The sequence below is a fragment of the Flavobacterium sp. genome (assembly GCF_035760125.1).
Taxonomy (GTDB): Bacteria; Bacteroidota; Bacteroidia; order Flavobacteriales; family Flavobacteriaceae; genus Flavobacterium.
In genome coordinates this window covers 1-13,921 of the sequence record NZ_DASTTN010000357.1, presented here as the reverse complement: position 1 = coordinate 13,921, position 13,921 = coordinate 1, and the positions used below count along the sequence as shown (strand labels likewise).

The 13,921-nt window shown below is 35.2% G+C and carries 11 protein-coding genes; all 11 read right to left on the bottom strand.

The window, feature by feature from the left end; genetic code table 11:
• Positions 1 to 310: 310 nt before the first annotated feature.
• The gene (locus VFS71_RS12820; RefSeq protein WP_326401689.1) at positions 311 to 715 is read right to left on the bottom strand and encodes a hypothetical protein; all 405 of its coding nucleotides are present in this window, start codon (positions 713 to 715) and stop codon (positions 311 to 313) included.
• A 231-nt stretch (positions 716 to 946) separates the two neighbouring features.
• Positions 947 to 1,699 carry a hypothetical protein gene (locus VFS71_RS12815; protein ID WP_326401688.1) on the bottom strand — a complete coding sequence of 251 codons (753 nt, stop codon included), beginning with the start codon at positions 1,697 to 1,699 and terminating at the stop codon, positions 947 to 949.
• 163 nt (positions 1,700 to 1,862) lie between these two features.
• A complete protein-coding gene (locus VFS71_RS12810) occupies positions 1,863 to 2,543 on the bottom strand; it encodes a hypothetical protein (RefSeq protein WP_326401687.1) in 681 nt (226 codons plus the stop codon).
• Positions 2,544 to 2,710: 167 nt separating this feature from the next.
• Positions 2,711 to 3,022 (bottom strand): hypothetical protein, encoded by a 312-nt coding sequence (locus tag VFS71_RS12805; protein WP_326401686.1) that lies wholly within the window; start codon positions 3,020 to 3,022, stop codon positions 2,711 to 2,713.
• Positions 3,023 to 3,360: 338 nt separating this feature from the next.
• The gene (locus tag VFS71_RS12800) at positions 3,361 to 3,576 is read right to left on the bottom strand and encodes a hypothetical protein (protein WP_326401685.1); all 216 of its coding nucleotides are present in this window, start codon (positions 3,574 to 3,576) and stop codon (positions 3,361 to 3,363) included.
• A 291-nt stretch (positions 3,577 to 3,867) separates the two neighbouring features.
• Complete coding sequence (locus VFS71_RS12795; RefSeq protein WP_326401684.1) at positions 3,868 to 4,485, bottom strand: hypothetical protein; 618 nt, start codon at positions 4,483 to 4,485, stop codon at positions 3,868 to 3,870.
• A gap of 138 nt (positions 4,486 to 4,623) precedes the next feature.
• Entirely contained in the window at positions 4,624 to 5,667 is a 1,044-nt protein-coding gene (locus VFS71_RS12790) for a site-specific integrase (RefSeq protein ID WP_326401683.1), read from the bottom strand.
• Between the two features lie 457 nt (positions 5,668 to 6,124).
• Positions 6,125 to 7,552, bottom strand: a complete 1,428-nt coding sequence (locus tag VFS71_RS12785) for a rubredoxin (protein ID WP_326401682.1) — start codon at positions 7,550 to 7,552, stop codon at positions 6,125 to 6,127.
• A 96-nt stretch (positions 7,553 to 7,648) separates the two neighbouring features.
• On the bottom strand, positions 7,649 to 11,164 hold the full coding sequence (locus VFS71_RS12780) for a molybdopterin-dependent oxidoreductase (protein WP_326401681.1): 3,516 nt from the start codon (positions 11,162 to 11,164) through the stop codon (positions 7,649 to 7,651).
• A 535-nt stretch (positions 11,165 to 11,699) separates the two neighbouring features.
• Positions 11,700 to 13,088, bottom strand: coding sequence for a CmpA/NrtA family ABC transporter substrate-binding protein (locus VFS71_RS12775; RefSeq protein ID WP_326401680.1), 1,389 nt, complete (start codon positions 13,086 to 13,088; stop codon positions 11,700 to 11,702).
• Positions 13,089 to 13,460: 372 nt separating this feature from the next.
• The coding region (locus VFS71_RS12770) for an MFS transporter (protein WP_326401679.1) at positions 13,461 to 13,921 on the bottom strand (461 nt) is incomplete at its 5' end.

Here is a 13,921-nt window from a genome sequence, read left to right as displayed (position 1 = left end):
ATTATAAGGAAAAATGTTATTGCTAAAAATTTATAATGCTGTTCTTTCACTAAGTATTCTATTTTAGATTATATATTTTTAAACTTATTGCTAACGTTCTGGTACTACAGCGGGTTTGGGACTAAATTAAGCCCATTCTTCGGATTTACCAAATCATCCCAAATACAAAACCATTTTTCCATTAAGCCAATTGCCCAAATCCGATGTAGTAGCTGTTATGTGACGGTTATTTGTATTGATTAGTTTTATTCTCGTTTTTTCGATTCTCATTTTAACGTTTCTGTATTGATTTTCTAAAAGATATATTTGGTTAAATTCTATCTTTAAATAGCCCATATAATAGTATAAAACTTATTGTTGCAAATGAAATTACCAATGACAATGTTATCGTTTCTTCCGTTAAAAAACTGTATTCTTCAATTATTTCGAATAATTCATATATTACAAAGGCAATACTTATTATAAGTAAAAAGATATTACCATAGCGGAGTATTTTTTTTAATCTAAATTTAGTTATATCAGTTTGCTTATAAACGGTTAAAAGAATTGAAGTGATTATTGCAAATACATAAAAAAGATAATTTGTATTATTTGGGTCACTATTATGACCACCCATTCCAACTAAAAATTCTGCCATAATAAAAAGTGGAATACTTACAATCAATATAAAACGATAAATAATAAAACTAAATTTAAATATTGAGTTGGCTTTCATAAAATAATTATATTTTTTTTGGTTTTGTTAGTTTTGTGAATTCTCAGTTTTTTTGGTTAACTGTCACATAACGTCTTGGCACTACAGCGGGTTTGGGACTAAATTAAGACCATTCTTCGGATTTGCCAAATCATCCCAAATACAAAACCAATTTTCCATTAAGCCAATTGCCCAAATTCGTTGTAGTAGCTGTTATGCGTCGTTTTTTTATTTAGCATAATTAGTCGCATTTTAGTCTTTAGGTTTTTTGAATTTGATTTTCTCTTTATTCCAAATTGTATAATTCGCAGACGCATCCATAATTTCAAACACAACTTCATAACTATTTTCTTCTTCCAAATAAAAAGCACCTGAACACATTCCGTGTCCTATACTAATCTTTCCATTATATGGGTTAACATAATAAGTAGATGTTTTATTAGACTTGATATTTCTAATAGTTGCTTTCACCAAATATTCAGATTTGTCTAAAATTGGACAATTGAAAACTACAAATGATGATGTTCCACAACCTAAAAAATGGTTTTCATTTTTTATTATGATTGGTTTTGAAGTAAAAGTTGGTTTTTCATTATCTATATCGTTTGTCACTATGAACTTAAATGGTTCATATTTATACGTTTCAGAATTAAATTTTTCTAAGTTTTCATTACCAGGTAAACTGTCGATTACAAGAGTATATTCTAACCCGATTTTGAGGTTTTTTTCTGGTTTTAGAATAGATTGTGATACATTGTATTGACCTTTATGAAATTCAGAAACAATTAAATTGACTTTTTCATCTCCACTCTTTAGGTAAACTAGATATTCCTTGTTAAGAAGTTCAATTATATCTTGGCTTGAATAATATCCACTAATTACAAATATTGAATTTTGTTTAATGTTTTTGTTTGATGGGAATACTGAAAATCCATTGTCTGCACATTTAGCACTAGAATTGATAACAAACAATAGACTTAAAATCAGGTATATTTTTTCTTTCATTATGAAGTTGATTTTAGTGAATTTCTGCAAAATGACGCATAACGTTCTGGTACTACAGCGGGTTTGGGACTAAATTAAGCCCATTTTTCGGATTAACCAAATTCTCACAAATACAAAACCAACTTTCCATTAAGCCTATTGCCCAAATCCGTTGTAGTAGCTGTTACCTGCTGGCTTTTTCGAGTTTGTCGTTTATAATATGTTTAATTTTCCCTGTTCCAATAACTGTTGATCCTTCTCTGAATTCAAATTCCATATCTTCTATTAAACTTTCTGTAAAGTAATCAGGGGATAATAATTTAATTTTTGCGTCAACTTTGTCTCCTGGATATACAGTTTCTTTATCAATAAATGTTTGTTGTCCTGATGTCTGCATTTCAGTAAAGTCAAATTTAACTTGAGGTCTGTAACCAGAGTTTGCTGGTGTTTTTCTTCCGCCTTGTTCCGTTTTCAAGTATTGCAGTTCGGCTATAAAGTCAACTTTATTAAACTCTTCAGAATAGTAGTTTAAAATATTCTCAATGATTTCATCAAAGTTGGATTGGTTACAAAACTTTGTAGAAATGTCAATTAGGTCAGCAATCGAACTTCCTGCTTCGTTACGCCAAACACTTAGGTCGGTTGAAATATCAAGTTTGTGGGAATCAATTTTTTCAATTGTCAAAGGTGTTCCAAAATAGTTTTTAAGTTCTTTAATAAATTCTTCTATGTTGGTTTGGTTATAAGTTGGCCAATCAAGCATTGCACTTAAAAACAAAGTCGTAATGTCTTTTAGATAATGGTTTTTTGTGTCAATCTCAACTAAGTTCCAAAGTGTTGAGTATGTTATTATTTTGTTGTCCATTTTCCTTGGTCTAAGCTTGCAGGTAACGTTCTGGTACTACAGCGGGTTTGGGACTAAATTAAGTCCATTCTTCGGATTTTGCCAAATCATCCCAAATACAAAACCAACTTTCCATTAAGCCAATTGCCCAAATTCGTTGTAGTAGCTGTTAGCGGTAGTATTTTCTGCTAATTTATTGAATTAAGAATAATTATAATTGGAACTAATATTAAAAACCAAATCCAAAAGAATATTACTGCTTTTTTGTGCTTGTTTATTATTTTCTGCAAAGATTGATTTTCCGTTTTGTCATCTATTGGAATTACTATTTCAGGATTTGCATAAAATGTTCCGCCGTGCCAACTTCCAGAACTATGATTTTTGTTTTTCTTTAATTCAACATATTCATTATAAATTGACAACGCAACAACGAGTGCGCCAATTAAAACAACGAGATAAACGACAATTATTATTGTCTGTAACTCTTCGATTGATTTCATTTGATTTTTTTCAAAGTAAACTGGGTACATATTACCGCTAACGTTCTGGTACTACAGCGGGTTTGGGACTAAATTAAGCTCATTCTTCGGATTTGCCAAATCATCCCAAGTACAAAACCAACTTTCCATTAAGCCAATTGCCCAAATCCGTTGTAGTAGCTGTTACCGGTTCGGTTATCTCGTGAGTCAGAATTTTCATTTTATCAGTATTAATTTCAATTTTCACGTTTTCTGCAGTCAGAGTTTAATTTAGATTTAGTTTCAAAGTTTCAATTTTACGTTTCTGCTTTCAAACTCAAGCTTGCAGATTTTCATTTTCAAGTTTGATCTATTAATAATCAGATTCCTGAAATTTCATAATCATTATAAAAAGTATATTTTCCGAATTTATTTTTTCTGAATACTTTAAATTTTGTACTGTTATTTATTTTTGAAATTGAATCCCCGATTCGTAACGTGTCGCCTTTTGTGTCAGTTGTAGTTATGCAATGATTTTCATCATAGTAAAATTGCAAGGATTTATCAAAATAATTATAAACCTTTATGATTTTCAAATTGATTTTGTTTTTATTAAAATAGTTAATTTCATTCTGTGCTCTTAATAAAAAAAAAGAAACAACTATCAAACCCAATATTATTGGAATAAAATTCAAATATTTTTTATTTTTCATTAATTCTGTTTATCACGTTTTTTTTTAACTGACCGGTAACGTTCTGGTACTACAACGGGTTTGGGACTAAATTAAGCCCATTCTTCGGATTTGCCAAATCTCCCAACTACAAAACCAACTTTCCATTAAGCCAATTGCCCAAATCCGTTGTAGTAGCTGTTGTAGGCAGTCTTTTTACTTCATAAATTGTCCATTTTTTATAAATTGGAATGGTATGTTTTCAGCTAAAACAATAAAGGTTATTAAAAATGTTATCAATACAATTATATCAAATCGAATTTTATAAACTTTATTATTTAGTTTAAGAAAAGGTTGTTTTTTCAATAGTAAAACTATAATACAGATTATAATTAAGGGAAAAAACAATAAGCTTAAAAATCTATTTGAATTTTCATTATTTACTTCTGCTTTTTCATAATCCCAATATTGCTTACCATTTTTCGAAAGAGATAAAATATTATTGTTATGTTCGGAAATTAAAATTGTGTCGCCTGAATTTATTTCATTTATGAAGTCTTCATGCTTAAGAAAATTATAATAAGGACTTCTTATTTCATAAATTCTTTTATCATTTATTAATTTCAATTCTATCCAATAATTATGGCTTTTGCTATGATATTCTTTAAACGTTGGCTTATTTTCTAGGACTCCAATTTTCTGTATGGGTTCAATATTATTTTTAGGTTCATAGCTTAAAAATTGAAAAAACATTGTAATAAGAATAGAAGCAAACAATCCTGTTCTAAATTGTTTTTTGATATCAATCCATTCATTGGTATTTGATTCACTCATTTATTATTGATTAGTTTCTGGTAAGATTGCCTACAACTAGTATATATGCGAAACAAACTTTCGCCTATCTACCAAACTGGTAGGTGTATATACGAAGTTTTATTTCGTTTTTTGTTTTTCAAAAATAGCAAAAAATGATTACAAATCGTCAAAAGGACTTTTTATTTGTCGGATACTTTTCGTGCTTACATGAGTATAGATTTCGGTAGTTCTGCTGCTGTTATGCCCCAATAATTCCTGAATGTAGCGCAAATCGGTACCGCTTTCTAATAAATGGGTGGCAAAGCTATGTCGAAGCCAATGCAATGTAACGGGTTTTTGAATCCCAACTTTTTTTAAAGCTTGTTTTAATACAAGCTGCAAACTTCTGGAGTCGTAGGGAGAACCGGAAATTTGTCTCTCAAACAGATATGTGGTGGGTTTGAAAACTTTGTAATAATCTCGCAACATTTCCAATATTTTCGGACTTAAGGGCGTTATTCTGTCTTTCTTTCCTTTTGCACTTTTTAAGAGCACCAGATTTCTTTTGGAATCGATATGAACGGGTTGCAACGCCAGCAACTCACCACAACGTAGTCCGCAACTATAAATTAAACTCAGCATCGTTTTGTGTTTGAGGTTACTATGGGCATTCAAAATCAGTTTTACTTCCTCTTTGCTCAAAACATTGGGCAATAATTTTTCTCGTTTCGGACGGTGAATTTTCTCGATTTCGATCTTAGTTTCTCGTATGGTGGAGAAAAACAATTTGATGGCATTGACGATTTGGTTTTGATACGAAGCTGACAAATTATTATTCAAAATGTATTCGTTATTGTATCGAATAACATCATCATTGTTAATTTCGGCTACCGTTTTGTCGTTGTAAAAGGTCAGAAAGGTTTTTAATGCTTCGGTATAGGTAGTTATGGTGCTATCACTGTAACGGCAGGACAATAACCAGCATTTGAATTTTTCTATTTGCGCGATTCCCTCAGTCGAAGGAAGTTTGATTGGCGCCTCGACAATTTGAAATAACATTCGGTTTTCAAAGGTGTCCGGCAAATGCCAAACGCCCAATGTTTGACTCCATCTTGATCCCTCTTGTTGCTTAATGCGATCAATCCAATCTTGATTTTTTTCGAAATAAATGGCGATACGGCTTTCGCCACCGCATTTGATGAGTTTGGCTGTCCAGTTCATAAGGCGTATAATTAATGTAAAGGCGTTTAGTTGAATTATAAAGATAAGGAAAAGATTGCAGAATTTATAATTTAGATAGCAGGTTGCAGAATTAAGATTTCAGTTTGCAGGTTTTAACCTGAACGCGATTAGTATTTTTTGGAGCAGAAAGATGAGCCGTTTTTAGGAAGCATTAGTCCCGCTATCCGCTACAATCTTGTGAACTGAACCCCAGTTCACAAGGATTTTTGTTTCTATCGGGGCTAGAGGGAGGTATTTTGCATTTTTGCGATTATCTGAAAAGGAAAGACTCTAATAATCGAATTTAGTTCTTGCAATAACGGGAAACCAGCGAGAAGGATGGGAGCAGGTTACCGAAGTAACGCGGACAGCCTGACAGCATAAAGAAAATGGGCCGACTCACCGCAATGATGAGTTGGCCCATTCTCTTTATGGTGGCTGGCCCAGATAGTCTTAATTAAACCGTAGTTTCTGTTAATGGGATGAAGCTGCTTTTTGGGGCTTCGCATAACGAACAGCAATAATCTTTGGGAAGATCCTGAAATAGTGTGCCTTTTTCGATCCCCTGAATGACATCGCCGTATTCCGAATTATAGACGGTTAAGCATTCTGGACATTGATGAATGTCCTGTGCTTTGGTTTCTTTTTTGGTACTGGTGTTTTGGAATTCAAGTATGCTGTTGCCGAGTTCGCTAAAGTATTTTTTACTCAATTCAATCAGGATATTGGGTAATTCGAGTTTGTCGACATCTTGCGCGTGTACGATGTATTCCTTGGTGTTAGGGTCAAAATTTTTGGCGTACAAAATGTTGAAAGTATCTCGGATTTTGATGGATTCGAGATCTTTTGGCGATTCATTTTTTTCGATGACCACCGACGTGAAATAATGGCCGTCCCGATTATAGTCGGATAGACCGAAGGTAAGTCCGTAGGTGCTGATGTCGAATTGGTCGAGGGTACGCACGAGGAAGGTTTTGAGATTCAAAGCCCATTCCGTCGCCACGGGTAAGTGCCAGTTGAGTTCCAACAGGGAGTGGCGTACGTTGATTCCTTTTTTGCCAAGAAATTTTTCCCAATCGAGTTTGCGGTCCTTGGGAATTCCTTTGACGATGAATGATTTCCAAGGGGTGATGCATATTTTTCCGATTTTGCAGTCGAAACACAAATCACACATTTCTTTCAGAAATTCCAGGTCGTAAAGGTTGTTGCGCCAGTAAAGTCCTAGCCAGTACTGGTCGATACCGAGTCTGTTCATTCCTTCGTAATAAGGGAAGGGGTAAAACGGAATGTTTAGTGGCTGGTCAATGGTTCTATTATTGGTGTCCAAATCGCTTATGAGTTGGAAAATCATATCGACAGTATCCGGTTCTTCCTGAAGTATTTTTTCTATTTCGTAATAAATTTTGCCAATGTCCCAACTATAGATCAATACGGGGAAAAGTTCCATTTTGTCCCATTTTGGTAGGCGCACGTATAGGAACCAATAGTCTTCGTGGTGAGAAGCTATAAAGTTGATGTGTCCCGTGAATAGTGGAACGAGCTGTTGTTTAGGGTCGGTTATGTTGACTTTGAGTTTGGGTTGTTCCTTGAATTGTTCCAGTATGTAAAGGAATTTGTTTCCGGTAAGCCAAGGCGTATTCCTGAAAATATCTGTCGAAACGTAGGAGGAAACTATATTGTTGCCACTTTTTTCGTTGGGCAAAACAAAATGATGTTTCCCGATTTTTTCGGGAGTACTATTTTTGAATCCTTTTGGGAATATAATGTCTTGTCTGGAACCAAAAGAGATGGCTTCAAGACCTTGTTCCAATGCCATATTTACAATTTCTCGTAATTCCCCTGGAGATATTACTCCGCCTTTTACTATGAGCCTTGTTAATTCCATTTTCTTTGAATTATAAATTATGAGTTATGAATTTTCATTTCTCTACTCTAAAATCTGATGTCTACTATCTGCAATCTGTAATCTGTAATCTGAAATCTACTTCACCTTCGCCAATATCTCCTTTACTTCGGTTTTGCAACTGCCACAGCCGAGTCCTGCTCCGGTGGTTTTGCAAAGTTCGGTAAAGTTGGTCACGCCACTTTTGATACATTCTTCAATATTTCCGCTTCCTACTTGACTACAGGAACAAACGAGTTTTCCTATTACGGGTTTGGCTTCTGAGCCACTTCCTCTTAATAGGGTGTTTCGTTTGTCGGCCAATTCGATTTTGCTTTCGATCATCGTTTTGAATTCGGCAAACTCATTTTTGTCACCCATTAGGATAGCACCTATGAGCAAATCGTTCTTGACGATACATTTTTTGTAATAGCGTTTTCCTAAGTCGGCAAAAACAATTTCTTCGTAAGAATCGTCATTTTCTGGGACTTCGATTTCGCCAATAGAACAAAGATTGATGTCTTCCAGTTTCAGGATATTCATCAGTACCGATCCTTTGTAAAAACTGCTAATGTCACCAGCTATAAAGTTGGCCAAAACATCGGCCTGTTCTTCGGCGGCAGAAGTTATACCGAATAATTGGTTGTTGAATTCGGCAATTTCACCTATCGCAAATACATCGGGATGTGAGGTTTGCAAGTACTGGTTAACTTTTACGCCACGTCCACAAGCCAATCCCGTTTCCTTGGCTAATTCTATGTTTGGAATGGTTCCAATGGTGTAAACAATAGCATTGGCGGTAATGATTCGACCACTTTTTAGGGCGATTTCCAATTCGTTTGCATTGTCGGTTTCAAATACGGTACTGACCTCATTGTCAAAATAGATTTGAATATCGCGTTGTTGTACTTCTTCGGCCAATAATTTACTCGAGATTCTGTCCAATTGACGCTCCATTAATCTAGAAGCTCTTTGAATAATCGTTATTTTGACTTTTTTGTGCTTAAGGGCGGCTGCCAGTTCCAGTCCCAGTAATCCACCACCGACAATCACTACGTGTTGTTCTTCGGCAGGTAAATTAGTTTCGTCCAGATAATTTTTTAGTCTGTCGGCATCGGTTTTCTTTCTGATGGTAAAACGTCCCGGAAGATGCAATTGCGCATTTTCTGGGATAAAAGGGCGACTTCCCGTTGCCATTATCAACATGTCAAATTGATGAACGGCTCCGTTACTGTCTTTTATTACTTTGTCGTTTGTATTTACGTTTTCGATTGCCACACCCGATTTCATCGTGATATTCAATTGGCTCATACCATCGCTTTTTATTTTCAAAAGGCTTTCCCAAGTAAATTCTCCTGTCACATATTCTGGCAACAGAACGCGGTTGTAGAATGGGTTTTCCTCATTGGAGAAAACAATTATCTCATCGGTAGTATTTATTTCTCTATAGTTTTGAATGAATCGGAAAGCAGCAGCTCCCGCGCCAACAACAGCAATTTTTTGAAACGGTTTTACGTATTTTGTTACCGCTACCGTGGTATATTTAAAATCAGGCTCTTTGGATATAGGATCTACAATCGTGTTGGTCAAATTGTTAGTTCTGTTCAAATCGTTGTCCAATTGTTTCCCCCAGTGCATTGGCAAAAATAGAACACCTTCTTTGATAGTGTCGGTCACTTTTGCTTTCACCCGAACTTCACCATTTTTGCTGCTTACAACAACAATGTCACCATTTTTTATTTCAGATTTGTAAGCATCTATCGGGTTAATTTCGAGAACAGGGCTAGGAGTGTGCGTCATTAATCGGGACACTTTTCCAGTTTTGGTCATCGTGTGCCATTGATCACGAATTCGTCCCGTAGTCAATATAAATGGATATTTTTCTGAAGGCTGTGGGGATGTGTTTTCAATACTCGTTGGAATATTAAAAATTGCTTTTTGAGAAGGCGTAAAGAATTTTTTATCGGCAAATAATCTCGGAGTTCCTGGGTGTCCGTAATCCGGAACAGGCCATTGGAAAGTACCTTCGTTTTTTAGTCGGGAATAGTTTAAATAGGAAACATCAATATTGGTGCCTTTGGTCATTAGGCAGTATTCTTTGTAAACAGCTTCGGTATTGTTGAAGTTGAAACCAGAGAACTTCATTTTTTTTGCAAAGTTCAGTAAGATTTCAACATCCGATAAAGCTTCTCCTGGGGCATTAATTCCTTTTGGTAAATACGAAATACGACGCTCCGAGTTCGTCATTGTTCCCTCTTTTTCTAGCCATCCTGCGGCAGGCAACAATAAATCGGCAAACTTGGCTGTATCGGCATTATGCGAGATGTCTTGAACGACTACAAATTTTGCGTTTTGCAATGCTTTTTCAACTCTTCTTGCATCGGGTAAACTCACCATTGGATTGGTACAAATAATCCAAATGGCTTTCATTTTGCCCGATTCTAAGGCGTCAAACATTTCGGTAGCTGTTAATCCCGCTTTTTCGGAAATGGATTCCACTCCCCAAAAATCAGCAACTTCCTTACGATGTTCCGGATTGTTCAGTTCTTTGTGAACCGCTAGTAAATTTGCCATTCCGCCCACTTCGCGACCTCCCATAGCATTGGGTTGTCCTGTCAAAGAGAAAGGTCCTGAACCTGGTTTTCCTATTTGTCCCGTTACCAAAGAAAGATTTAGTAAAGCGGTATTTTTATCAACACCAATGGCACTTTGGTTCAATCCCATGGCCCACATGGATATGAAACCTTTGGCTTTGCCAATAATATCAGCAGCAGTATGAATATCATTTACGGATACCCCACATAATTTGGAAGCTTTTTCATAGGAACTACCCATTACCATGTCTTTGTAAGCCTTAAAGTTTTCGGTATGGTTACTTATGAAATCGAAATCGAGGTGTCCTTTTTCTATTAAACGTCTTCCTATGGCGTGGTATAGAACGATATCAGTTCCAGGAAGTATCTGCAAGTGCAAATCGGCTGCGATGGCCGAGTCAGTTCGCCTCGGATCGACAACGATGATTTTTGTTTTTGGGTTTTTCTCTTTGTGTTGTTCGATTCTTCTGAATAGAATAGGGTGGCAAAAAGCTGGATTCGCACCTGTTATCAAGAAAGTGTCGGCAAGTTCTATATCGGCATAAGCAATCGGAACGGAGTCTTCACCAAAAGTTTTTTTGTAACCCGCCACTGCCGAACTCATGCAAAGTCTGGAGTTGGTGTCTATGTTGTTGGTTTTCAGGAAACCTTTTACTAGTTTGTTGACTAAATAATATTCTTCGGTTAAACATTGTCCAGATATGTAAAAACCAACGCTGTCTGGTCCGTGTTTTTTTATAATTGAAGAAAAAACAGCTGCTGCACGGTCAAGAGCGACATCCCAGCTTACTCTTTCTTTTGGGTGTGATTTACTCCATCTCATTTCGGGATACAGTATTCTGTCCGAAGTATCATTAACTACATAATGTAAGTTCATTCCTTTAGAACAAAGCATTCCTCTGTTTACGGGATGGTCTTTGTCGCCTGTAACCGTCACTCCATTTTTAGAATCATTTTTTACAATAATTCCGCATCCTACTCCACAATAGGAACACGTAGTTTTGATTTCTGTATTTTGCATTATGTATGTCTTCGTTTATAAAGTAGCCTTGTAAGAATCATTATAGATGATATTACACAAACAAAAATAAGTAATAAATACGTATTAATACGTATAAAATTGATTTTATTTTGATCTTAAGCCAAATAAAATTAGAATGGTAAAAATCAGTTGCCTTTTTTGAATTATTAAAAGTATTGGGTGTTATAGCAGATTAATAATTGTGTTTTTGCAAGTTTGGTGGGGAGAAGACAGAGAATTGAAAACTAAAAGCTGCAATCTTACTTTGGGCGTGTCCCTGCGGGTCGTGCTGTACGTTCCCGCTTTTTTTCTTTATCAATTGCCTCGGGTTTTAACCCGTGGCAATTGATAAAGAAAAAAGAGCTCCACTGCCATCACTCACGCGGAATAAGAACATATTCAGTTTATTTATAAGAAATTTTAAACTAAAAAAAACTTGATGTATTTGTAAAATACATCAAGTTTTTAAGGAATAGGAAATTTGTTTTTTGTGGTATTAATTTACTTTGTACTAAGGAGAGTATGTGATCAATTATTAATTTTTTAAACCAATTTTAAAACCGTTTATATATTCGACAGGTTTTTTTCCGTCGTAAGACATATTGTCAATAAATTCAGTAGTTACAGGCTTGAAACCATCCGTATAGGGGATATCAGATTCTGTAATGAATCCTTCTTCTAGTAATAAATTTGCCGCTCGAATCCAAATATCCGGTTTGTAAACTTCCTTAATTTTGCTCAAATACCAATCGTTAGGTTTTGATTCTGTGATTTGTCCCCAACGTTTCATTTGGGTCATGAACCAAATTCCATCCGAATAATAAGGATAAGTAGCATTGTATTTGAAGAAAACATTAAAATCAGGTATGGAGCGCACATCTCCTTTTTCAAACTCAAAAGTTCCAAGCATCGAATTGTCGATTACGTGTTTCTCTCCATCCACATAGGCCGATTTTGACAAGATACGGGTGGCTTCTTTTCGGTTTTCAGGATTGTCCAGCCATTTCCCCGCTTTGATTAATGCTTTTGTAATAGCAATTGCAGTGTTCGGATATTTTGAAACAAACTCTTTGGTCATCACAAATACTTTTTCAGGATGATTTTTCCATATCTCTCTGCTCGTCACTATGGGAACACCAATGGTTTCTTCAACAGCTTGCTGATTCCATGGCTCTCCAACGCAATAGCCGTCAATCGTTCCTGATTTTAAGGTTTGAGGCATTTGTGGTGGAGCCGTAACATTCAGCAAAACATCTGCATCTGTATTTCCTTTACTTCCTTGAATGTTATTGTTGTTGTAAAAACCTGGATTTATACCACCGGCAGCCAACCAATATCGCAATTGATAATTATGCGTTGAATAAGCCGCAACAATACCAAAAGTAAAAGGTTTGTTCATTTTTTTGTAAAAATTTAAGGCTGGTTTCAAAGCATAAGATGGAATAGGGTGCACAGGCCTACCATATTCTTCTGGTATACTATCTTTCATTTTGGACCAGATAGAATTGGAAACTGTTATGGCATTTCCGTTCAAATCCATGGAATAGGTGGTGACCAATTGAGCTTGTCTTCCACATCCCACGGCTGCTGCTATCGGTTGTCCAGCTAACATCTGAGCTCCGTCAAGTTGATTGTCAACTACCTTGTCTAATATATCTCTCCAGTTGGCTTGAGCTTCTAAGGTTACAGCAAGTCCTTCATCGTCAAAATAACCTAAAAACTTAGCAATGGCAAGCGGTGCCATATCGGTTAGTTTTATGAATCCAATGGTTACGTTTGGTTTTTCCAATTGTAGTTTTTTGGTTTTCGGTGGACCTATGCTTCTTTTTTTTAAAATAGGATTGCCAGGTATTTCACTTTTAAAGCTAGTAACAGAAAATGCTATTAATAGTATTGCTGTTAATTGTAAGGATAGTTTTTTCATGGTTATTGGTTTGGCTGTTAATACTTTAGTAAATATACGTAATAGTACTTATTTTGTAAAATTTAAATTACGTAGTTGGTGATTTTTGAGGAAATTAAAATTATAGGTTGTTCTTTATGTTTAAATCTTAAAAAATGGTTTTTAAAAAATGAAAATCATTATTTTTAGAAGTGATTTTAGTAATCTAAAGTTTGGTAATTATTTTAAAAAGTGTTGATTAGTAGTTAATTGTGGTTTTTAATCGAAAGTATTGTTTTTTAGTCTTCTGAAAATTTTTCACTAGACTTTTTCTTTATTTATAAAAAAAAAGCTGCTTCCAAAATGGCAATTTTTTTGGAAGCAGCTATACACAAGTAATTAAAATGGAAATTATTATTTTCTATCCATTTCTTTGGATAAGATAGGTTGTTTTTCGTTCATGATTTTGGTTACAGTCAAGTGCATCCATATCAAGCATGCTGCAGATAATAGTAATATAAAAATCCAAGAGCTTGACCAAATTCCGGTAGCAGTCAATAAATAACCAAAAATGATTGGTCCAAAGAAACCACCAAGTCCACCAATCATTCCAACCATACCACCTACAACTCCTACTTCGGTTGGGAAATATTCCGGGATGTGCTTGTAAACGGCGGCTTTACCAATTCCCCATGAAATCCCGATAAGGATGACCAATACGAGATACACCCACATATTGGCGCTAAAATGAATGGCTGTTACTCCTTTGGCAATAAGTTCTTTTTTCTTTACTTCTTGATTTTCGGCCACAACGACTTGTTGCCAAGAATTACGTGTTGGGAATATGGTGTTTTCTAATGGTTTATTTACTTTCA